Here is a 22,090-nt window from a genome sequence, read left to right as displayed (position 1 = left end):
AAAGGCCTCCTGTGACTGTTCACGACCAGGATCCGTACTCCCAGGGCCCGCTCGACAGCGATCCCGAAGAGACCAGCGAATGGCAGCAATCTCTCGACGAACTCGTCGACGCGAAGGGCCACGGCCGCGGGCGCGAGATCATGCTCAGCCTGCTGAAGCGCTCGAAGGACCTGCACCTGGGCGTGCCGATGGTTCCGACCACGGACTACATCAACACGATCGCCCCGGAGAACGAGCCGGACTTCCCCGGAGATGAAGAGCTCGAGCGCCGCTATCGTCACTGGATCCGCTGGAACGCCGCGGTCACGGTGCACCGCGCACAGCGGCCCGGGATCGGCGTCGGCGGGCACATCTCCACCTACGCCTCGGCCGCCTCGCTCTACGAGGTCGGCTTCAACCACTTCTTCCGCGGCCAGGACCACCCGTCCGGTGGCGACCAGATCTTCTACCAGGGGCACGCCTCCCCCGGCGCGTACGCCCGCGGCTTCCTCGAGGGCCGGATCACCGAGCAGCAGCTCGACGCCTTCCGCCAGGAGAAGTCCGGCGCCCCGAACGGTCTGCCGTCGTACCCGCACCCGCGGATGATGCCGGAGTTCTGGCAGTTCCCGACCGTGTCGATGGGCCTCGGCCCGATCAACGCGATCTACCAGGCGATGACCAACAAGTACCTCGCCAACCGCGGCATCAAGCAGAACGACTCGCACGTGTGGGCGTTCCTCGGCGACGGCGAGATGGACGAGGTCGAGTCTCGAGGTCAGCTCCAGGTCGCGGCGAACGAGGGCCTGGACAACCTCACCTTCGTCATCAACTGCAACCTGCAGCGCCTCGACGGGCCGGTGCGCGGCAACGGCAAGATCGTCCAGGAGCTGGAGAGCTTCTTCCGCGGTGCAGGCTGGAACGTCATCAAGGTGGTCTGGGGTCGGGAGTGGGACGATCTGCTCGCCCGCGACACCGACGGCGCTCTGCTCAACCTCATGAACGTCACGCCGGACGGCGACTTCCAGACCTTCAAGGCGGAGTCGGGCGCCTACGTGCGGGAGAACTTCTTCGGGCGGGACGAGCGTGCGCTCGCTCTCGTCAAGGACTACTCCGACGAAGACATCTGGCACCTGCGCCGTGGCGGCCACGACTACCGCAAGGTGTACGCCGCTTACAAGGCGGCCATGGAGCACAAGGGCCAGCCGACCGTCATCCTCGCCAAGACTGTCAAGGGCTACGGCCTGGGTCCGCACTTCGAGGGCCGCAACGCGACCCACCAGATGAAGAAGATGACGCTGGACGACCTCAAGCTGTTCCGCGACACCATGCACATCCCGATCACGGATGCGCAGCTCGAGGCCGACCCGTACCGTCCCCCGTACTACCACCCGGGGCAGAACGACGAGACGATCCAGTACATGCTGGACCGCCGTCACGACCTCGGCGGGTTCCTGCCCGAACGGCGCAGCACCCACGTGGGGCTCGAGCTGCCTCAGGACAAGGACTACGCGCTGCCGAAGAAGGGCTCCGGCAACCAGGAGGTCGCCACGACCATGGCCTTCGTGCGCATGGTCAAGGACCTCATGCGGGTCAAGGGCTTCGGCGAGCGGATCGTCCCGATCATCCCCGACGAGGCGCGCACCTTCGGCATGGACGCGTACTTCCCGACCGCGAAGATCTACAACCCCAACGGCCAGAACTACACCTCGGTCGACCGGGAGCTGCTCCTCGCGTACAAGGAGAGCCCGCAGGGCCAGATCATGCACGTCGGCATCAACGAGGCCGGCGCCGTCGCCGCGTTCACCGCGACCTCGACCGCCTACTCCACGCACGGCGAGCCGCTGATCCCGATCTACATCTTCTACTCGATGTTCGGCTACCAGCGCACGGGTGACGCGTTCTGGGCCGCCGGCGACCAGATGGGCCGCGGCTTCATCATCGGCGCCACCGCGGGGCGCACCACGCTGACCGGCGAGGGCACCCAGCACGCGGACGGCCACTCGCCGCTGCTCGCCTCGACCAACCCGGCCACTCTCGTCTACGACGCGGCGTACGGCTACGAGGTCTCGCACATCGTGCAGGCCGGCATCGAGCAGATGTACGGCGGCACCCACCCGAACCCCGACGTCATGTACTACCTCACGGTGTACAACGAGCCGATGCGGATGCCGGCGGAGCCCGAGGACGTGGACGCGGAGGGGATCCGGAAGGGTCTGCACCGCATCTCCGTCGGATCCGGGGAGGGTCAGCGCGTGCAGCTGCTGGCATCGGGCGTGGGCGTGCCGTGGGCGATCGAGGCCCAGGAGCTGCTGCTCGCCGACTGGGGCGTGTCCGCAGACGTGTGGTCGGTCACCTCGTGGACCGAGCTGCGCCGCGACGGACTCGCGGCCGACGAGCACAACTTCCTGCACCCGGAGCAGGAGCCGCAGACGGCTTACCTGACCGAGAAGCTGAAGGATGCGCAGGGCCCGTTCATCGCGACGAGCGACTACATGCACGCGGTCCAGGACCAGATCCGGCAGTGGGTTCCCGGCGCGTACTACACGCTCGGCGCCGACGGGTTCGGGTTCGCCGACACCCGCGCCGCGGCTCGCCGCTTCTTCAAGATCGACGGGCCGTCCATGGTCGTCCGCGCCCTCCAGGCGCTGGCCGACGAGGGTCGCATCGACCGCTCCGTCGTCGCTCAGGCGATCACGAAGTACGACCTGTACAACGTGAACGCCGGCACCAGCGGCAACGCCGGTGGCGAGAGCTGACCCGCGCAGCACGATGAGCAGACCTCCCGAGATGACCAAGGAGGAGACGCTGGCGTGGCTGCGCCGCATCTCCGGGGATCTCGCCACGGCGACCCTGCAGCGTCTCGAGGACTCACTGCCGTGGTACGCCGAGATGCCACCGGCCCGACGCTCCGCCGTCGGGCTGGTGGCCCAGGCGGGCATCACCTCGTTCATCCAGTGGTACGACGACCCCACGTCGACCCCCTGGATCGCCGCGGACATCTTCGCCGCGGCACCGCGTGAGCTGCTGCGCAGCGTGAGCCTGCAGCAGACGCTGCAGCTCATCCGGGTCACGGTCGAGGTGACCGAGGAACGCGTGGCCGGCAACGGTCAGCATCTGCGCGACGCGATCCTGTTGTACTCCCGCGACGTGGCGTTCGCGGCCGCTGACGTGTACGCGCGCGCCGCCGAGGCCCGCGGCCTGTGGGACGCCCGCCTGGAGGCGCTCGTCGTGGATTCGATCCTCACGGGTGAAGCCGACGAGGAGCTGCCGAGCCGCATCGCGGCCCTGGGCTGGCACGGCCACGGCGAGGTCTGCGTGATCGTGGGCACCACGCCGCCGCAGTTCGACGTGGATCAGGTGCGCCGCACCGCCCGCAAGCTGGCCGTCGACGTGCTGATCGGCGTGCAGGGGTCGCGACTCGTGCTCGTGGTCGGGCGCGCCAAGCCTGCCACCGGTGACGACGGAGCCGACGGCGTCGAGCCCGAGGAGTTCTCCTTCGCCGAGATCGCGCGCACGTTCGAACCGTCCTTCGGGCCGGGGCACGTGGTGGTCGGTCCCGCGGTCGCCGCGCTCGTGGACGCGGGCCAGAGCGCCCGTGCCGCGCTGGCCGGATTCGCCGTGGCCCGTGCCTGGCGCGGCGCGCCACGGCCCGTGGACGCGGACGAGCTGCTGCCGGAGCGGGCGATCGCCGGAGACCCCCTGGCCAAGCAGACGCTCATCGAGCGCGTGTTCCGCCCGCTGCACGACCACTCCACCGACCTCGTGACGACCCTGTGGAGCTATCTCGACAACGGCCGGTCGCTCGAGGCGACCGCTCGCGAGCTGTTCGTTCATCCGAACACCGTGCGCTACCGCCTGAAGCGGATCAGCGAGGTCATCGGCTGGGATGCCACGGGACCGCGCGAGGCGTTCATCCTGCAGACGGCGCTCGTGCTCGGCACGATCGGCACCGCGGATCCGGTTCGTCGCGGCCTGCGTCCCCGTCGCCCGCGGTGACCCGCCAGATCGAGCGCCGTGGAGCGCGCCTTGTACGACACGGATAACCGATCTGCGGATTCTTGTGAGGGTTGAGCCACCGAATCCAGCTGATCGTTGGCAGACTGGGAACGTGATCGTCTTCGCATGCCCTGGACAGGGCTCCCAGACCCCTGGTTTCCTCTCCCCCTGGCTCGAGCTCGACGGTGTCGCCGACGACCTCGCCGCGTACTCGGAGGCCGCAGAGGTCGACCTGATCCAGCACGGCACGGTGTCCGACGCCGACACGATCCGCGACACCCGCATCGCACAGCCCCTGATCGTCGCCGCCTCGCTCGTGGCCGCGAAGGCCCTGCGCGAGCGTGCGGGCCGAGGCCCGGACGGGATCGCAGGCCACTCGGTCGGCGAGTTCGCCGCCGTCGCGGACGCCGGGGTCATTCCCGCCGAGACCGCGTTGCGCCTCGTCGGCATCCGCGGCCGTGCGATGGCCGATGCCGCTGCTCGCACCCCGACCGGCATGAGCGCGGTCCTCGGCGGCGACGAGGAAGCGGTGCTCGCACTCCTCTCCGACCTGGACCTCACCCCCGCCAACTACAACGGCGGCGGGCAGATCGTCGCCGCAGGTGCCCTGCCCGCCCTCGCGGCGCTGGCCGAGGCGCCCGTGCGCGGCTCCCGCGTGATCGCGCTGCAGGTCGCCGGAGCCTTCCACACGCACTACATGGCCTCGGCCGTCGACACACTGCGCGACGCGGTCGCCGGTGTCGACGCTGCGCACCCCGCCGTGACGCTCTGGACCAACAAGGACGGATCCGCCCTCACGGAGGGCACGACCGCCCTCGAGAACCTCGTCACTCAGGTCTCCTCTCCCGTGCGCTGGGACCTGTGCATGGCCTCCTTCGCCGACAACGGCATCACCGGCCTCATCGAGCTCGCCCCGGCCGGTGCCCTCACCGGTCTCGCGAAGCGCGGGTTGCGCGGCGTCCCCGCGGTCGCCGTGAAGACCCCGGAAGACCTCGACGCGGCGGTCGCGCTGCTGAACGGCACCGACGACAACGGAGAAGCAGCATGATCACGCTCAAGCAGGCCACGGGCCCCGCCTACACCCGCATCTACTCCGTGGGCGCGGCTCGCGGTGAGAACGCGGTGCCGAACGACGACCTCGTCGGTCCGATCGACTCGAGCGACGAATGGATCCGCCAGCGTACCGGCATCATCACGCGCACCCGCGCGGTGCCGGAGACGGATGCGATCGACCTGTCGACCGCCGCGGCGACCGAGGCCATCGAGAAGTCCGGCGTGGCTCCCTCCGACATCGACGTGGTCATCGTCGCGACCATCAGCAATCCGAAGCAGACTCCGTCCGTCTCGGCGATCGTGGCGGACCGGGTGGGCGCGAACCCCGCGGCGGCCTATGACATCAACGCGGCCTGCGCCGGCTATGCCTATGCGGTCGCCCAGGCGGATGCGCTGATCCGCGCCGGAGCCGCGAAGCACGCGCTCGTCATCGGCGCCGAGAAGCTCTCCGACATCGTCGACCCCACCGATCGGAGCATCTCGTTCCTGCTCGGCGACGGCGCCGGCGCGGTCGTGATCGGCCCGAGCGACACCCCGGGGATCTCGGCCACGGTGTGGGGCTCCGACGGCTCGAAGGCCGATGCGGTCGGCATGAACCACACCCTCACGGAGTTCCGCGACGGGCAGGCGCCCTGGCCGACCCTGCGCCAGGAGGGCCCGACCGTGTTCCGCTGGGCCGTCTGGGAGATGGCCAAGGTCGCCAAGCAGGCGCTCCAGCAGGCCGGTGTCGAGGCATCGGATCTGGCCGCGTTCATCCCCCACCAGGCGAACATGCGCATCGTCGACGAGTTCGCCAAGCAGCTGAAGCTGCCCGAGTCGACCGTGATCGCGCGCGACATCGAGACCACCGGCAACACGTCGGCCGCGTCCATTCCGCTCGCCACGCACCGCCTGCTGGCGGAGCACCCCGAGCTCAGCGGCGGCCTCGCCCTGCAGATCGGCTTCGGCGCCGGCCTGGTGTTCGGCGCGCAGGTCGTCGTGCTCCCCTGACCGGGCGCCGCCGACTCCTAGACTGTTCACCGGTTCCAACCATCCCAAAGAAAGAGGAAATCATGGCCTTCAGCAACGACGAGGTCCTCGCTGGCCTTGCAGAGCTCATCACCGACGAGACCGGCATCGACGCCTCGGAGGTCGCTCTGGAGAAGTCCTTCACCGACGACCTGGACATCGACTCGATCTCCATGATGACGATCGTCGTCAACGCCGAGGAGAAGTTCGGTGTCACCATCCCCGACGACGAGGTCAAGAACCTCAAGACCGTCGGTGACGCCGTGAGCTTCATCGTCGCCGGCCAGGAGTGACACCCGCGGATGCCACCCCCGCGTTCCAGCGGGGCGTGGCATCCTCCTCTTCCGCCCCTCACCGGACCCTGAGCTCATCGAAGGGCCCGAGCACCCACCCGCTCCCTGAGAAGGAATACGCATGACCAAGCGCATCGTCGTCACCGGCATCGGTGCCACGTCCGCCCTCGGCGGCACCGCCCCGGAGAACTGGGCGAACCTGCTCGCCGGCGTCTCCGGCACGCACACCCTCACGCACGACTGGATCGAGACCTACCAGATCCCGGTGACGTTCGCCGCAGAGGCGTCCGTCCGCCCGGAGGAGGTCCTTCCCCGGCACGAGGCCAAGCGCCTGGACCCTTCCGTGCAGTTCGGCATGATCGCCGCACGAGAGGCCTGGGCCGATGCGGGAGCCCCCGACATCGCCCCGGAGCGCCTCGGCATCGACTGGGCCACCGGCATCGGCGGCCTGTGGACGCTGCTGGATGCCTGGGACACGCTGCGGGAGAAGGGCCCGCGCCGTGTGATGCCGCTCACCGTGCCGATGCTCATGCCCAACGCGGGTGCCGGGAACCTGTCGCTGCACTTCGGTGCGAAGGCCTTCGCGCGCACCGTCGTGAGCGCCTGCGCCTCGAGCACCGAGTCGATCGCGAACGCGTACCAGCATCTGCAGGACGACCTCGCCGACGTCATCATCGCCGGTGGCGCGGAGTCCGCGATCCACCCGATCACCATGGCGTCCTTCGCGTCAGCTCAGGCGCTGTCACGCCGCAACGACGACCCCGAGCACGCCTCGCGCCCCGGCGCGATCGACCGTGACGGCTTCGTCATGGGCGAGGGCGGCGCTGCTCTGGTCATGGAGACCGAGGAGCACGCCAAGGCGCGCGGCGCCAAGATCTACGCCTACGTGGTCGGCGGCGGCGTCTCGGCAGACTCGTACCACATCACCGGCAACGACCCCGAGGGCCACGGTGCGGCCCGCGCTGTGGAGCAGGCGCTGGCGCAGGCCGGCGCGACCCCCGACGAGGTCACGCACATCAACGCGCACGCCACGTCCACGCCCGTCGGCGACCCGAACGAGTACGGCGCGCTGAAGCGCGTCTTCGGCGACCGGATCGACGAGATCCCGGTCTCGGCGACCAAGGCGTCCACCGGTCACCTGCTCGGCGGCACCGGCGCGCTCGAGGCCGTCTTCACGATCCTCGCGCTGCGAGACCGCGTCGCTCCGCCGACGATCAACATGACCGAGCCGGATCCGGCGGTGCCGTTCAAGCTCTCCGGTGAGCCGCAGCCCCTCGGCGACGGCCCGCAGCTCGCGATCAGCAACTCGTTCGGCTTCGGCGGGCACAACGCGGTTGTCGCGTTCCGCTCCTACGACGGCTGACCCGCCCGACGAGAATCGCCCCGGTCGCTTCCTCTTCGAAGCGGTCGGGGCGATTCTCGTTCTCTTCGGTTGTGCTGTTCTGTTGTCTCTCCGGCCCAGGACCGGGGATACGCTTTCTCGGGTTCCGGGTCTTTGCTCTCCGACCCCCGATAATCGCGCCTCCTCCGATCCCCGTCCCTTCGTGTGATCCGACCCGTCGGACCGGATCACACGAGTCCTCTCGATCCACCTGCGCAGCGGCTATCCGACCCGCCAGCGCAGCGGCTATCCGACTTTGTGGAGCCAGACCACGCGGGCATCGTCGCTCGCGTGCCGGAACGGCTCCAGCTCCTCATCCCATGCCGAGCCGAGCGCGACGTCGAGCTCGCGCTGCAGCTCGATCGGGCTGCCCGCGGCGATCTCCATCGCGTAGCGGATCCGATCCTCTCCGACGACGATGTTGCCTGCCGCGTCGGTCTGTGCGTAATGCACCCCGAGGTCGGGCGTGTGCAACCAGCGGCCGCCGTCGCTGCGCGGAGTGGGATCCTCGGTCACCTCGAACCGCAGGTGCTCCCAGCCGCGGATCGCGGTCGCGAGAGCGGCCCCGGTGCCGACGGGACCGTCCCAGTAGAACTCCGCACGGCGGGCGCCGTCGAGGACGGGCTGCTCCGACCACTCGAAGTTGACGGCGCGCCCGATAGCGCGTCCGACCGCCCATTCGAGGTGCGGGCAGAGCGCGCGCGGTGCGGAGTGGATGTACACCACTCCGCGTGCTTGTGCTGTCGCCATGGTCTCTCCGTTTCATCAGGTGCGTCTTCCCCTACGACCTGGTCCGCGAAGCATGGCGGGTATGCGGTTATGCGGTTATGCGCCCATTCTCACCGATCCTCAGCGAAATCACAACTGTGTAACTCATTGCGAAACGGAAACGGTCCCCGGCGCCGAAGCGCCGGGGACCGTCTATAGGACGAGGAGGCTCAGGCCTCGCTCATCGCGATCTTCTCCTGCTGGCCCTTGGCGGCGTAGTACGCGGCGCGGGCGGCGTCACGGCGCGCCTGCTCCTCGTAGCCGGCGTCCAGGATCGCCTGGTCGACGGCGTAGTTCTCCACGTCCTGGGTGCCGTTGTACTTCTCGATGTACGCATCGAGCTCGGGGCCCGAGGTCCACGAGGTGATCAGGCAGTAGCGCGGCTCGGTGCCGTTGTGGGTGGCCGCGTGCCACAGACGCTGGGTGTCGACGATCAGCTGCGCGCCCGCCGGGAGGGCGATCCGGTACTCGACGCTCGGGTCGGTGCGGTTCTCGCGGAGGACGAAGTAGCTGTCCTTGTCGTCGGTGAGGTTGAAGAAGCCGCGGACGACCCAGCCGGTGCCGTCCGGGTTGAGGCGGTTGTTGTCGTCCTGGTGCAGGTTGTAGAGGCATTCGCCGTAGGGCGTGGGCTGCAGCTCGATGACACGGCAGCGCCCGACGTTCGCGCCCGGCTCCTGCGCGCGGCGGGTGAGGTTCGGGGCCTTGGCGGTCTGCTCGTCGATCCAGACGCCGTCCTTGTCCGTGCGCGGGGGCACGTGGTTCCAGAAGCCGTTGCACTCGATCTCGCCCTTGGCGGACGCGAGCGGGGCGAAGCGGGTGTCGCCGGAGGACTTCCAGTCGTTGTACTCGATGTCGAGCCACTCCTTGGGGTCGAGCTCCTGGTTGTAGCTGTCGAGGACGACGAAGCCCTTGTCCTCGAGGGCGGCGGACTTGATGTATGCCATGAGCGAGTCATGTCCTTTCATAAGGGGCCAGCACGTTTTAACAGGCCCTTCTTAGGACAGCCTAACAGCGCCCCCTTCGACGCCCTTGGAGAGCGGACCGTGAATATCCGGGAGCCACCGGGCCCTGAATAGACTGGTCGGGGCAGCACGCGATCCGAGGAGAAGCACAGCAGCATGAGCACGGCCACCAACGTCGAAGCAACCGCAGTCTCTACGATCGAGTGGCTCTCCTCCCCCGCGACCACGATCGTGGTGCCCGTCTACCAGCGCCAGTACCGGTGGGACATCGGCGGCTGTGAGAAGCTCCTCTCCGACATCCGCGCCGTGGGCGACGAGGATGACGCGCATCGGCACTTCATCGGCTCGATCCTGTCGGCCGAGGATCACGCCCACCCCGATGCCGACCTGATCCTGATCGACGGCCAGCAACGCATCACGACGCTGATGCTGCTCATCGCGGCCCTGCACCACGCGGTGCGCGAGACCGATCAGGAGCTCGCTGCCGAGCTGGCACGGGTGCTGGTGCGCCCCGACGATCCGAACCGCACCAAGCTCCGCCCGCACGAGGCCTGGGCCGGGCTCTTCGAGTCCGTCGTGCTGGACCGACGCGGGATCGACCAGCCGGAGTCGCGGTTCGACGACAACTACGCGTTCTTCCGCTCTCAGGTGCACGCCGACGAGGCGCCGCGGATCTGGCGGGGGCTGCAGAAGCTCGAGCACGTGTCGATCACCCTCGGCGAGGCCGCGAACGCGCAGCAGATCTTCGAGAGCCTCAACTCCACCGGCGAACCGCTGCGAGATCACGAGCTGATCCACAACTACATCCTGATGGGGCTCTCGCACGCGCAGCAGCAGCAGGTCGAGGAGGACTTCTGGCTGCCGATCGAGCGCAACACCGGCGAGGCGATCGGTGCGTTCTGGCGTCACTTCCTCATCATGACGACGGGACGCGAGGTGTCGGTCGACGGCGAGCACGGCGTCTACAGCGCCTTCCGCCATGAGTTCCCGCACATGGGCCTGGAGGACCTGCCCGTGCAGGCGCAGGTGTGGCGGGAGTTCTCGGACATCTACCGGATCCTGCTGGATCCGTCGCAGGAGCAGGATCCGGAGATCCGTCGACAGCTCGCCTATGTGAACACCTTCGGGCGCTCCACCTACCCGCTCGTGCTCAGCGCGTACCGCGATCATCGACTCGGCGCGATCTCGAAGGACGAGCTGGTGCGGACGCTGGAGCGCATCCAGTCGCTGCTGCTGCGCCGTGCGGTCGTCGGCATCTCGAACGACCGCCTCATCGCCCGACTGTGCCGAGCCAGGACCCAGGGGCCGGAGGAGCTGCTGCGCGCCTTCGCTCGGATCACACCATCGGACGAGCGGATCCGAGTGGCGCTGAAGTTCACCGACCTCCCCCACGCGCTGTACGTGCTGGGCCGGATCGAGGGCGTCGCGGATCCTCGCGGCTTCGACGTCGAGCACATCGTGCCGACCGCACCGCACGACTCCTGGTCCGGCGACGGCGCACGCATCTGGAGCGAGTACTCCGAGGACGAGCAGAACAGTCACCGCGCCCTCGCCGGAACGCTCGGCAACCTGACGCTGCTGGAGGAGCCTCTCGCCGAGCGCGTCTACGGCGCGTCCTTCCCCGACAAGCGCGACGCCTATCGCCGCAGCAAGGTCGACGAGAACACCGCACTGGCCGGTCTCGACGCCTGGGGCACCGCGGCGATCGCAGAACGCACCGCTGCGCTCACCGACGCGTTCGTCCAGGTCTGGCGCCGCCCCGCTGTGGTCGACATCGACGACGACGGACTCACGCCGATCCTCGACGCCGTACGACGGCGGGGCTGGCCGACCGGGTGGGAGCGGGAGTTCGACTACGTCGAGTACCGGGGCGAGCGCTGGGAGGTCCCCGACGTGAAGTACCTGTTCAACCGGGTTTTCCGGCGCGGTTGGACGGACACCCGCGACGCCCTCGACGCGTTCAACGACCGCAATGGCGGACCGATCTACGACGAGAAGGCGTGGAACGGCGCGTGGGACGAGCTCGACGAGGACCACTTCCTGTACATGGGGTGGGACGCGAAGTACATGATGAGCGCGGTGCAAGGCCTCCTGGAGGAGTCGGGCCTGGCCGCGGAGGTGTTCGTGAAGTACTCCTATATCGGGAATGTGATGTGATGACGATCCCTGCCGCCCCTGCTTTCGAAAGCACTGTGATCCGCCGCCGGATGATGGACCTCGCCGTCGAGGAGCACACGCTCACCGTGCCCCTGGTGTGGTCGGACCCCTCCGACACCCGCACGATCGACGTGTTCGCGTCCGTCGTCGCGCGCGAGGGCGGCGAAGACCTCCCCTACCTGGTCTTCCTGCAGGGCGGCCCCGGTTCCGAGGCGCCCCGCGCTCTGCATGCGCCCGCGGCGCCGTCCTGGCTGGATCAGGCGCTCGCGCACCATCGGGTGGTCATGCTCGACCAGCGCGGGACCGGCCGCTCGACCCCGGTCGGCGACGGCATCCTCGCCCGCGGGACCGACGACGTCGCGGAGTACCTCACGCACCTGCGCGCGGACGCAATCGTGCGCGATTGCGAGGCCGTGCGCGCGCACCTCGGAGCGGAGCGCTGGAACGTCCTCGGGCAGTCGTTCGGCGGGTTCACGACCCTCGCGTACCTCTCCACGGATGCCGCGTCGATCGACCGCGCCTACCTGACCGGCGGGCTCAGCACCGTCACCCGCGGCCCCGACGAGGTGTACGCGCTCTGCTACGACAAGATGCGCGATGCGTCGGAGCGGTACTACCGGCGCTTCCCCGAGCACCGCGATCGCATGCGCCGCCTCGTGGAGCGCGCGTCGGACGGCGAGATCGTGCTGCCGGGCGGCGAGGTCGTCTCGCCGTCGCGGCTGCGTTCGGTGGGGTCGGCCCTGGGGACCAACGACGGCTGGCAGACGCTCTGGCAGCTGCTCGAGCTGGATCCGTCGAGCAACGCCTTCCGCTACGACCTCGCGGCCGCGATGCCGTTCGGCGGTCGCAACCCGCTGTACTTCGTCTTCCACGAGTCCAGCTATGCGAACGGCCATGTCACGGGCTGGTCCGCCGAGCGCATGGAGCCCGCAGACTTCGTCGACGATGTCACGCTGTTCACCGGCGAGCACATCCGTCGCGACTGGACGGAGACCGTCCCGGCCTTCCAGCCGTGGCGCGAGGTCGCCCTGGCCCTCGCCGATCATGAGTGGCCCGCGATCTACGACCCTGCGGCGCTGGCCGCGTCCGGCGCCAGGGGCGCCGCCTCGGTGTACGTGAACGATCCGTACGTGCCGATCGAGTACTCGCTGGAGACGGCCGCCCTCCTCCCGGATCTGCGGCTGTGGGTCACGAGCGAGCACGAGCACAACGGCCTGCGGGCCGGGCGCGTGCTCGAGCATCTCGTCGACCTCGCGCACGATCGTCGGGTGCGCTGAGCCGCCCCCCCCCTGCACGGGGCAGCGGTGTGCGCCTCGTCAGCCGGCGCGCACCGCCTCGTAGTCGGGGAGCAGCGCCTGCCAGCGCTCCTTCCACGCCGGCGCCGGCTCCGACGAGGACCAGCCGGAGGGATGGGCTCCGGTCGCGGACCGCAGGGAGCGCCCGAGATCCTCGAGGTGCACCTGCCAGCCCGCCGCATGGAAGTGCAGCACGCCGGCGCCGAGCCCGCGCTCCTCCACGACCAGGCGGGACCGGACGCCCTCGGCTGACAGCCAGGCCTCGATCACGGTCTCCTCGTCGGTACCGGGCTCCTGTGTGACCACGAGGTGGTGCGGAGCCTCGCAGACCTCGATGCGCATGGCCCCGGTCCAGGTGCTCGTGAACGTGGCGTCCAGGATGCCCCCGACGCGGAAGTCCCCGGCCACCTGGACGATCCAGCGCGCCAGACGCTCGGGATCCGTGCACGCCTGCCAGAGGTCGTCCACGTCGGTCTCGTAGACGCCCTCGATGCGGATGGCGCCCTGTGCGTCGTCGATATCCCACATCGTCCCGGTCGCGATCATGTCCTGTCCTTCTTCCCTCGGGCGATCTCGGTGTGCAGCGCGTCCAGGCGCTGCACCCAGAGATCGCGGTACTCCCCGAGCCATTCGTCGAGGTCGACCAGCGCTTCCGGGCGCAGGCGGTAGATCCGTCGCTGCGCCTCCTGGCGCACCTCGACCAGGCCCGCCTCCCGCAGCACACGGAGATGACGCGAGACTCCGGGCCGCGCGATCGGCAGTGCCTCGGCGAGCTCACCCGCTGTCGCTTCGCGATCGCGCAGAATGCCCAGCACGACACGACGACTCGGGTCGGCGAGGGCTTGCAGCACGGCATCCATCCTGCGAATGTACCGAATACGGTACGTAACGTCAAGGGTACGCACACGCGTGCGCGCGATAGCGACGCGACCCGGGTCCGTCAACCCCATCGCGATCCAGGAGCAGGCCTGCGACCGTGAGTGCTACGACACGGACGAGAGGAGATGCGCACATGAGCGCAGCAGACCAGGCCAAGAACGCCGCAGAGAAGGTCACGGGGAAGCTCAAGGAGGGGGCCGGCAAGGTCACCGGGAACGAGAAGCTCGAGAACGAGGGGCGGATGGATCAGGCCAAGGCCGACCTCAAGCAGGCGGGCGAGAACCTGAAGGACGACCTGAAGAGGGCCGGAGAGCACATCAAGGACGCGATGGACCGCTGATCCACCTGCGGTGCCCCGCCGGGTGCGGAGAACGGATCCGGTGGGGCGGGCGGGACTTGAACCCGCGATCGTTGGGTTATGAGCCCACTGCCTTCACCAGCTTGGCCACCGCCCCGGATCTTCGAGACTACCGGGCCGTGGCGTCTCTCCGGTGCACGCGGCTCAGAGCGGGGTCGCCTGCCGGTGCAGCGCCGAGTGCCCGCGGTAGACCCGGGCGTTCTGACGCAGCCCCTCCCGCTCCTCGGCGGTGAGTTCGCGGCGCACCTTGGCCGGCACGCCCGCGACGAGTGAACCGTCCGGAACCTCCATGCCGCTCAGCACCAGCGCACCGCCGGCGACGAGACATTCGGATCCGATCACGGCCCCGTTCAGCACGACAGCGCCCATGCCGATCAGCGATCCGTCGCCGATCGTGCAACCGTGCACGACCGCATTGTGGCCGATCGAGACGTCGTCGCCGATGGTGACGCCGTGCCCGGGGTCGACATGCACCGAGACGCTGTCCTGCGCATTGCTGCCCGCACCGATCCTGATCTCGGCCGAATCCGCGCGGAGTACGGCGTTGTACCAGACACTGGATCCCTCGCCGATCGTCACAGACCCGATCACGCGCGCACCGGCGGCGAGGAACGCCGTCGGATCGATCGCAGGGATGCGGCCGGGCAGGGACAGGACCGTGGCGTCGTCGCTCATACTGCGACCCTATCCGCCCTGTCCCCGCGCGCGGATCCGGTCAGCCGATCCCCATCGCGTTCTTCAGCGCCGCCGTGTACTGCGGGGCGAGGGAGTTCGCGAAGGTCACGGTGATGTGGTCCTGATCGCGGTAGATGTTGGCCCCGCCGACCACCGCGCGGCAGTTCTCGTCATCGCAGAAGACCTTCGTGAAGTCGAGTAGCGTGACGTCCTTCTGACCGTCCGCGGCCGCGCGAAGCGGGTCCTTCTCGGTCAGCAGGTCGGAGCGCGCCCCGTCGCACGCGCTCTGCGCGCGGGTGCGCAGGCACTTGTTCGGGTCCGTCTCCCACACCGGGTTGTCGACGACGGTGACGACGGGCGTGCCCTTCGACGTCTGCGTGGCCCACGCCTGGCGGTATCCGGCCACCGCCGCGTCGTAGGAGGATCCGTGATCCCCCGCCGCGTACGGCGTCGTGGACAGTGCGGCGGTGAAGATGGCATCGAAGTGCTTCTTGTCGAGCTCCTTCGCCACCGCGGCGCGGTACTGCGTGCACGCGTCGCCGAACGCGCCGCCGGTCGACAGCGGCGTGGTGTTCCACGGGCACGCGCCCTTGAAGTACGTGGTGAGGTGCCACCCCTCCTTCTCGGCGATGCCTTGGAACGTCGTGAGCAGCTGATAGGCATGACTGTCGCCGATCAGGGCCACCTGCTTCGCGTTCGGATCCTTCGATCCGAACTCGCACGAGACCGCGCGCGCGTCGTTGAGCTGCACGAAGCACTGCGACTGCTCCGGGCGGTCCACACCCGCGAAGCCGGGGGCGGGCAGGATCTCATCGGTCTTCTTTCCGGCGCAGGAGTCGTCGAGGACGGCCGCCGCGCCGAAGCAGGCGGGCGGGTTGGCGCGGAGCTCGGCGATGGCCTGGACGCCCTGCTGATAGGTGCCCGCATTCGCGGCCCAGCCGGCGCCCGCGGTTCCTGCGACGATCACCATCGCGGCGAGGGCCGCCCACAGTGAGAGCCGGGGCTTGCGCGACGTCAGCGGCTTCCAGGTGCGCGTCGGATCCTCGACGAACTTCTTGGTGAGCCAGGCGAGCACGAAGCAGATGCCGACCAGGGCGATGCGGTGATAGATCGTGAGGCCCCAGAACGGCAGCGACGGCGCGATGATGATGAGCGGCCAGTGCCACAGGTACAGGCTGTACGAGATGTCACCCGTGAAGCGCATCGGCGGGATCGCCAGGATGCGCGTCGGGTACCACCATCGCTCCGTGTTCGAGGCGGCGATGATCGCCGCCGCCGCCAGCGTGGGGATCGCGGCCATGTAGCCGGGGAACGGCGTCTGTGCGTCGAAGCGGTAGATCACGACGAGCAGAACGATGATGCCGCCCCAGCCGAGGACGAAGCTGCCGATCGCGTTGCTGATGCGCAGGCGCGGCACGAGGGCGAGCACGGCTCCGACGCCGAACTGCCACATCCGGCCGAACGTGACGAAGTAGGCGGGGGCCGGGTTCGTGATCGTGAACCACACGCAGAACACGAAGGAAGCCACCGAGACGATGCCGATCGCGATCGCCGCGGCACGCAGCCGCGACCCGCGGAAGTACTTCACCGCGATCCATGCCGCGAGCAGCATGATCAGCGGCCAAAGCACGTAGAACTGCTCCTCGAGAGACAACGACCAGTAGTGCTGCACCATCGTCGGGTCGCCCGAATGCGCGAGGTAGTCCGCCGAGTTCAGCGCGAGGAACCAGTTCTCGACGTAGAACGTGGAGGCGACGATCTCCTGCAGCTCCGCAGGCAGCTGAGACAACGGCGACAGCACCGGGATCGCCGCCACGATCGCGCAGAACAGCAGGACGAGCAGCGAGGCAGGCAGCAGGCGGCGTGCGCGGCGCGCCCAGAACTGGCCGAGGTTGACCCGTCCGGTGGCGTTCAGCTCTCTCGCGAGATGAGCGGTGATCAGGAAGCCGGAGATGACGAAGAAGATGTCGACGCCGACGTAGCCGCCGCTCAGCCGTCCCGGCCAGAAGTGGTACAGCACGACAGCGAGCACGGCGATCGCGCGCAGTCCCTGCACGTGCGGGATGAAGTTGGATCCGACCTTCTGCGCGGCGGACGTGCGAGTACGGCGCAGGGCCGCACGGGAGGAGATGCCAGCTGTTGCCACCTGACGAAGGTATCCCGGATCGCTGTGACCTCCCGTCCTCCACGCGGGGCAGGCGGAGATCCACGAGGAAGGCAAGCCTTGCCGAAACAGCGCGTGACCTGCGGGTTAGCGTTGCCTCAGCTTGCTTGCGGAACAAACTGAGCCGAGTAGCGTTGGGGCCAAGACATCAGTACGCACGGATCCGAATGATCACCGAGGAGACCATCATGAGCAACGCCGAGACCATCACCGCAACCTCCGTCGACCCGACCGTCGCGGCCGGCGCCGCCCAGTTCCTGACCCCGGTCGTGCTGGGCCTGCAGGCCCTCACCGTGAACGGCAAGCAGGCGCACTGGCACGTGCGCGGCGCGAACTTCGTCGGCGTGCACGAGCTGCTCGACGTGATCGTCGACCACGCCGGGGACTTCGCCGACACCGCCGCGGAGCGCATCGTCGCCCTCGGCCTCCCGATCGACGCACGCGCCACGGTCGTGGCCGAGAAGGCGGGCGCCACCCAGGTCCCCGCCGGCTTCACCCGTTCCGACGACCTCGTTCGTGCCGTGATCGCCGATATCGACGCGATCCTCGTGAACGTGAAGGCCGCCGTCGAGGGCCTCGACGAGATCGACCTCACCAGCCAGGACGTCGCGATCGAGATCCAGCGCGGCCTGGAGAAGGACCGCTGGTTCCTCGTGTCGCACGTCGCCGCCTGACACACGACGCACGCAGAGAACGACCCCCGCCCCGCTCAGGGACGGGGGTCGTTCTGCAGGTAGGCGAGCACCGCCAGCACGCGACGGTGGTCCGTGCCGGACTCTTCGAGCCCGAGCTTGGAGAAGATCGCGGACACGTTCTTCTCCACCGCGCCCACACCGATGCCCATGCTCGCCGCGATCGACGCGTTGCTGCGCCCCTCGGCCATCGCCTCGAGGACCTCGCGCTCGCGCGGCGTGAGACGGCCGACCGGATCCGGACCGGTGCGCATCAGCTGCTGCACGACACGCGGATCCAGCACCGTCCCGCCCCGGCTGACCTGCCGGACCGCGGAGGAGAGCTCCTCGAGGGAGGTGACCCTGTCCTTGAGCAGGTAGCCGACTCCCCCGTCCCCGGCACCGAGCAGCTCCCGCGCGTAGACCCCCTCGACGTACTGGCTGAGCACGAGGATGCCCACCTGCGGGAGAGCCGCTCGCAGCGCCAGCGCCGCACGGATCCCCTCATCCCGGAACGACGGCGGCATGCGCACGTCCAGCACGGCGACGGTCGCGACGGCCGCACGAGTGCGGGCCACCACGTCCTCGGCGTCGGCGTAGGCGCCGACCGTCTCGAATCCGGCCTCGGCGAACAGGCGGACGAGCCCTTCGCGCAGCAGGATCGAGTCCTCGAAGAGGATCACCCGCAGCGGGGTCTGCTGATCGGTCACGCCCTTCAGACTAGAGCGCGAGCGCTACCGTCCTCGGCGCGGCCGCCAGAGGCCCTGCTCACGCGGATACCGGCACCGTCACGGTCACGATGGTGGGGCCGCCGTCCGGGCTGTCGATGTGCATCGTCCCGCGCAGCCCCTGCACCCGCTGGGCGAGGCCCTCGAGTCCCCCTCCGGACCTCGCGACAGCGCCGCCGCGGCCGTCGTCCAGCACGGTGACGCGCACCACCGGTCCTTCACGGACCGCGGTCACCGATGCACTGCCCGCTCCCCCGTGCTTGACGGCGTTGGTCAGCAGCTCCGCGACCACGAAGTACAGATTGCGCGCGGCCTCCGGGCTCAGCGCCGCCGTGATGGACGGGGAGATCTCGGCCCGCACCGGCAGCGCGCTGGCGGCTGCGAGTCCGGTGATCGCCTCGGCGATCCCCCGGTCCTGCAGCAGCGGCGGCGCAACGCCGCCGGCCAGCGCCCTGAGCTCGTCGAGCGCGGCCTGGGCGTGCCCGCGGGACTCCTGCGCAAGCGCCGCGACCGCTGCCGCATCGCCCTCCGCCGCGCGCCGCTCGAGCGCGGCAAGATCCATCTGCAGTCGCACCAGGCGCTGCTGCGGGCCGTCGTGCAGATCACGCTCGAGGCGGCGCAGCCCGGCGTCCTCCGCCTGCACGGCCGCACCGCGGGAGGCGTCCAGCCCCTGGATCTGGGCCGCGAGATCGTCCGACTCCCATCGCCCGGTCAATGCGGCGGCGACCGCCCCGTGCGCGCGCACGAGGCCGCTGAGCACCAGAGGGAGCGTGCCGAGGAAGACGAGCCCGACGGCCAGGTAGAGCATCGACGCCCACCGATGCGGATCCGGGGACGGGTCGATCCCACCGAAGATGTGCTGCACCGCCCACGGAACCCAGACGCTCTCGGCGTTGCCGTCGGGGATGAAAGACGACCAGAACCAGTAGGTCGGGCCGCCGAGCGCCATCGCCACCCAGATCGTGGCGACGGCGAAGGTGACGATCGCGACGATCGGCCGCACGAGCAGGCTCGACAGCAGCGCCATCCAGTAGTGCGCGTTGCGCAGCGGCTGCGTCAGACGAGCCCAGAAGCCCGTGCCCTTCGTGCCGCGACGCCAGTCGGGCGCGGAGATCGCGGGGTGATCGGTCAGCCGCAGCAGCGCGCGCTCGGCCTCCGCGAAGCCACGGGCGATGTAGAGCGAACCCACCAGGATCGGCACGCCGATCACCAGGACGAAGGATCCGATGCCGACGCCGAAGACCGTCCAGGTCACCCCCATCGCGAGGATCGCGAGCGGCACGGACAGCAGCACGAGGAAGAGCGCGTTTCCGGGCGCGGCAGCCCACGCACGTCCGTATCCGCGTCGGGACGCGGCCGGCGGCGCCGGGTGGCGCGAGTCGAGAGGGCGGGTCGCGGTGGTCATCGAGAAATCTCCTGTTTCATGCCTCGGGGCGCCCGATCGGCACCGACTTCCACGATGCCCGTCCTGATCGCCCCCGACCAGGGTGCGCCCTGCCGGATCCGTACGGGGGTCAGCCCCCGTACGTCACCCGCCCGCCGAGAACGGTCGCCGCCACCGGCATCGCCCGCAGCCCGCTCGCGTCGGCGGTCGCCGGATCGGCGCCGAGGAGCGCCAGATCCGCGACAGCGCCTGGACGGATGCCGGCGTCGCCGCCGGTGCCGCCACGGGCGCTCGCGGCGAGGGCGGTCTCGAGGTCGACCCGCTCCTCCGGATGCCACGGAGCGCGGTCGTCGTCGGTCCGGAAGACCGCCGCCGAGATCGCGTGCCAGGGATCGAGGGCGGCCACCGGCGCATCGGATCCGAAGCGCAGCGTCGCACCCGCCCGGTGGAGCGAGGCCAGCGGATAGCCGATCGCCGTCTGCCCGGCCCAGAGCACGTCCGCCGCGTCCCGGTCGTCGAGGGCGTGCTGCGGTTGCACGCTCGCGGCGACGCCCAACCGCCCGAACCGCGCCAGGTCGCCGTGGCGCACGAGCTGGGCGTGCTCGATCGTGCCCTGGGCACCGGTCGTGGCGAACGCGTCGAGAGCGGCGGTGACCGCGAGGTCGCCGATCGCGTGCAAAGCGATCTCCAGCCCCGCCCCGGTGGCGCGCAGCAGCAGGTCCTGCAGCTCGGCCGGGGGCACCGTGAGCACGCCGTGGTTGTGCGGGTCGTCGGCGTATCCGTGGCTGCATGCAGCGGTGCGGGTGCCGAGCGAACCGTCGGAGATGATCTTCAGCGGCCCCACGTGCACGAGCCCGAGCGGGTCCGGATCCATCGCCTCGCCGCTGCTCAGGCCCTCGGCGATCGCGCGGTCGAGATCGTGCGGATAGACCGCGAACTCGACGCGGTGCGTGTCGAAGCCGTGCGCGAGGCGTCGCGCCCAGGCCTCGGCGTTCCAGGCCATGTCGAAGTCCACCAGACCGACCACACCACGGCTCGCGGCACGCCGGGCGGCGGCCGCGACCGCCTCGTCGGCGACGACCGGATCCGCGGCGTTCAACCGGCGGGAGATCTCGAACGCGTCCTCCTCGCGCAGCATCCCCTCCGGGCCCGTCGTGAACCCCTCGCGGCGGAGGGCGGCCGAGTTGAGCCAGACGCTGTGCACGTCGGCGTTGATGAGGTAGGTCGGGATCTCCGCCGTGCGCTCGTCGAGCAGCGACAGGCTCGGCCGATCCCGCCAGCGCACGTCGCGGAAGCCGGATCCGACGCGGCGGCCGTCGCTGAGCACCGGCGCGCGCGACATCTGCGCCGCCGCCTCCACCGCGCTCGCCGTGCCCGAGAGGTCCTCCCGCTGCGCCGCGAGCGCCCACTGCACGGTGTGCACGTGGTGATCCCACAGGCCGGGCACGATCCACGCTCCGTCGCTGTCGAGCACCCGCCCTCGCAACGGCAGCGCTCCAGTCGGTGCGATATCCGCGACCCGGCCGTCCTGGATCAGCACATCCACCGGGCCGTCCACGGCGAGCAGCCGCCGATCCGCCGTGGCGATGCGCACCGCGCGGATCGCGTCGATGTGCGCGCCGACGTCCGGCCCCGTCATCGCGCGCCCGCCCGCGCGGCGAGCCGGGCGTCGTGCGCGCGCTGCATCTCGGCGGCCAGCACCGGATTCGCGTACGCGCCGTCGCCCTGAAGCTCGAGGATCACGTTCTGGATCACGTCGTCGGGCTTGTTCTGGCTGAGCTTGCGCTTGGCCGTGACCCGGGTCGGGGTCAGGCGGAAGCCGACGGTGCCCGCCTCGAGCCGGCGCACGAAGGCCTCGTCGTTCGGCGGGGCCCACATGCCGCGCGGATCCGCGAGCCTGCTCTCGAAATGGTCGACGAGCTGTACCAGCACACGCAGGTTCTCCTCGGAATCCATGACCTCCGGCACACCGGACAGGTGCACCGCGACATAGTTCCACGTCGGGACCGCGGCCGCATCGCCGTACCAGCCGGGCGAGATGTAGCCGTGCGGGCCCTGGAAGACGACCATCAGCTCCTGGGAGCCGAGCCCCAGCACGATGTCGTCCGGACGGCCGACATGCGCGACGACCGTGAGATCGTCGCGATCCGGATCGAGCAGCACCGCGTAGTGCGACGCCGTCATGCCGTTCTCGTCTCGGCCCACGAGCGTCGCCCACGGGTTGGCGGCGATGATCCGCCGCAGTTCGGCGACGTCCGTCATGGCGAAGCTCGGGTTCTGGCGCATGGTTTCAGCCTAGGGTCGCGCGCCTGTCGGGAGCTTCAGGGATCGGGGATCCG

20 protein-coding genes and 1 tRNA gene are annotated in these 22,090 nt (G+C 69.6%); 10 read left to right on the top strand and 11 right to left on the bottom strand.

Translation table 11 applies throughout. The features are described 5' to 3' along the window. Positions 1 to 11: 11 nt before the first annotated feature. From aceE to LXM50_RS03945, 6 genes are all read left to right on the top strand, one after another. On the top strand, positions 12 to 2,735 hold the full coding sequence (gene aceE, locus LXM50_RS03970; protein ID WP_233309969.1) for a pyruvate dehydrogenase (acetyl-transferring), homodimeric type: 2,724 nt from the start codon (positions 12 to 14) through the stop codon (positions 2,733 to 2,735). 13 nt (positions 2,736 to 2,748) lie between these two features. Then, positions 2,749 to 3,975 carry a CdaR family transcriptional regulator gene (locus tag LXM50_RS03965; RefSeq protein ID WP_233309968.1) on the top strand — a complete coding sequence of 409 codons (1,227 nt, stop codon included), beginning with the start codon at positions 2,749 to 2,751 and terminating at the stop codon, positions 3,973 to 3,975. Positions 3,976 to 4,087: 112 nt separating this feature from the next. After that, positions 4,088 to 5,023, top strand: coding sequence for an ACP S-malonyltransferase (locus LXM50_RS03960; RefSeq protein WP_233309967.1), 936 nt, complete (start codon positions 4,088 to 4,090; stop codon positions 5,021 to 5,023). Then, positions 5,020 to 6,018 carry a beta-ketoacyl-ACP synthase III gene (locus LXM50_RS03955; protein WP_233309966.1) on the top strand — a complete coding sequence of 333 codons (999 nt, stop codon included), beginning with the start codon at positions 5,020 to 5,022 and terminating at the stop codon, positions 6,016 to 6,018. Before LXM50_RS03960 ends, LXM50_RS03955 begins: the two co-directional genes overlap by 4 nt. 62 nt (positions 6,019 to 6,080) lie before the next feature. Next, positions 6,081 to 6,329 (top strand): acyl carrier protein, encoded by a 249-nt coding sequence (locus tag LXM50_RS03950; RefSeq protein WP_045270633.1) that lies wholly within the window; start codon positions 6,081 to 6,083, stop codon positions 6,327 to 6,329. A 121-nt stretch (positions 6,330 to 6,450) separates the two neighbouring features. After that, complete coding sequence (locus LXM50_RS03945) at positions 6,451 to 7,692, top strand: beta-ketoacyl synthase (RefSeq protein WP_233309965.1); 1,242 nt, start codon at positions 6,451 to 6,453, stop codon at positions 7,690 to 7,692. Positions 7,693 to 7,956: 264 nt separating this feature from the next. On the opposite strand, the gene LXM50_RS03940 is transcribed toward LXM50_RS03945, so the two are convergent. Then, entirely contained in the window at positions 7,957 to 8,460 is a 504-nt protein-coding gene (locus LXM50_RS03940) for a DUF3145 domain-containing protein (RefSeq protein WP_233309964.1), read from the bottom strand. 188 nt (positions 8,461 to 8,648) lie between these two features. Further along, positions 8,649 to 9,422: a hypothetical protein gene (locus LXM50_RS03935; RefSeq protein WP_233309963.1), complete on the bottom strand. Its 774-nt coding sequence runs from the start codon at positions 9,420 to 9,422 to the stop codon at positions 8,649 to 8,651. A gap of 174 nt (positions 9,423 to 9,596) precedes the next feature. Between LXM50_RS03935 and LXM50_RS03930 the strand changes: the two genes are divergently transcribed. Both LXM50_RS03930 and LXM50_RS03925 read left to right on the top strand, forming a co-directional pair. Further along, positions 9,597 to 11,597, top strand: coding sequence for a DUF262 domain-containing protein (locus tag LXM50_RS03930; protein WP_233309962.1), 2,001 nt, complete (start codon positions 9,597 to 9,599; stop codon positions 11,595 to 11,597). Continuing rightward, on the top strand, positions 11,597 to 12,874 hold the full coding sequence (locus LXM50_RS03925) for an alpha/beta fold hydrolase (protein ID WP_233309961.1): 1,278 nt from the start codon (positions 11,597 to 11,599) through the stop codon (positions 12,872 to 12,874). The genes LXM50_RS03930 and LXM50_RS03925 overlap by 1 nt, the downstream gene beginning before the upstream one ends. Before the next feature lie 39 nt (positions 12,875 to 12,913). On the opposite strand, the gene LXM50_RS03920 is transcribed toward LXM50_RS03925, so the two are convergent. Then, the gene (locus tag LXM50_RS03920) at positions 12,914 to 13,438 is read right to left on the bottom strand and encodes an SRPBCC domain-containing protein (RefSeq protein ID WP_233309960.1); all 525 of its coding nucleotides are present in this window, start codon (positions 13,436 to 13,438) and stop codon (positions 12,914 to 12,916) included. Next, positions 13,435 to 13,752, bottom strand: coding sequence for a helix-turn-helix transcriptional regulator (locus tag LXM50_RS03915; protein WP_233309959.1), 318 nt, complete (start codon positions 13,750 to 13,752; stop codon positions 13,435 to 13,437). The genes LXM50_RS03920 and LXM50_RS03915 overlap by 4 nt, the downstream gene beginning before the upstream one ends. Positions 13,753 to 13,904: 152 nt before the next feature. On the opposite strand from LXM50_RS03915, the gene LXM50_RS03910 reads away from it, so the two are divergent. Beyond that, positions 13,905 to 14,111 carry a CsbD family protein gene (locus LXM50_RS03910; RefSeq protein ID WP_233309958.1) on the top strand — a complete coding sequence of 69 codons (207 nt, stop codon included), beginning with the start codon at positions 13,905 to 13,907 and terminating at the stop codon, positions 14,109 to 14,111. Between the two features lie 41 nt (positions 14,112 to 14,152). Here LXM50_RS03910 and LXM50_RS03905 read toward each other — a convergent pair. The 3 genes from LXM50_RS03905 to LXM50_RS03895 all read right to left on the bottom strand — a co-directional run bounded on the left by LXM50_RS03905 (position 14,153) and on the right by LXM50_RS03895 (position 16,950). Further along, positions 14,153 to 14,226 (bottom strand) — tRNA-Ile (locus LXM50_RS03905). Between the two features lie 47 nt (positions 14,227 to 14,273). Beyond that, a complete protein-coding gene (locus LXM50_RS03900) occupies positions 14,274 to 14,804 on the bottom strand; it encodes a gamma carbonic anhydrase family protein (RefSeq protein ID WP_233309957.1) in 531 nt (176 codons plus the stop codon). A gap of 40 nt (positions 14,805 to 14,844) precedes the next feature. Beyond that, positions 14,845 to 16,950, bottom strand: a complete 2,106-nt coding sequence (locus tag LXM50_RS03895; protein WP_233309956.1) for an acyltransferase family protein — start codon at positions 16,948 to 16,950, stop codon at positions 14,845 to 14,847. A 206-nt stretch (positions 16,951 to 17,156) separates the two neighbouring features. On the opposite strand from LXM50_RS03895, the gene LXM50_RS03890 reads away from it, so the two are divergent. After that, on the top strand, positions 17,157 to 17,642 hold the full coding sequence (locus LXM50_RS03890) for a Dps family protein (RefSeq protein WP_233309955.1): 486 nt from the start codon (positions 17,157 to 17,159) through the stop codon (positions 17,640 to 17,642). 35 nt (positions 17,643 to 17,677) lie between these two features. On the opposite strand, the gene LXM50_RS03885 is transcribed toward LXM50_RS03890, so the two are convergent. The 4 genes from LXM50_RS03885 to LXM50_RS03870 form a co-directional block, all read right to left on the bottom strand. Beyond that, on the bottom strand, positions 17,678 to 18,349 hold the full coding sequence (locus LXM50_RS03885) for a response regulator transcription factor (RefSeq protein ID WP_233309954.1): 672 nt from the start codon (positions 18,347 to 18,349) through the stop codon (positions 17,678 to 17,680). Positions 18,350 to 18,407: 58 nt separating this feature from the next. Further along, positions 18,408 to 19,772, bottom strand: coding sequence for a sensor histidine kinase (locus LXM50_RS03880; protein WP_233309953.1), 1,365 nt, complete (start codon positions 19,770 to 19,772; stop codon positions 18,408 to 18,410). A 109-nt stretch (positions 19,773 to 19,881) separates the two neighbouring features. Next, entirely contained in the window at positions 19,882 to 21,390 is a 1,509-nt protein-coding gene (locus tag LXM50_RS03875) for an amidohydrolase (protein ID WP_233309952.1), read from the bottom strand. After that, complete coding sequence (locus LXM50_RS03870; RefSeq protein WP_233309951.1) at positions 21,387 to 22,037, bottom strand: FMN-binding negative transcriptional regulator; 651 nt, start codon at positions 22,035 to 22,037, stop codon at positions 21,387 to 21,389. The genes LXM50_RS03875 and LXM50_RS03870 overlap by 4 nt, the downstream gene beginning before the upstream one ends. Positions 22,038 to 22,090: the final 53 nt, after the last annotated feature.

This window comes from Microbacterium sp. Au-Mic1, from assembly GCF_021341785.1.
Lineage (GTDB): Bacteria > Actinomycetota > Actinomycetes > Actinomycetales > Microbacteriaceae > Microbacterium.
Note: the sequence above shows the minus strand (reverse complement) of the source record. Positions and strands in the feature narration are given on the sequence as shown.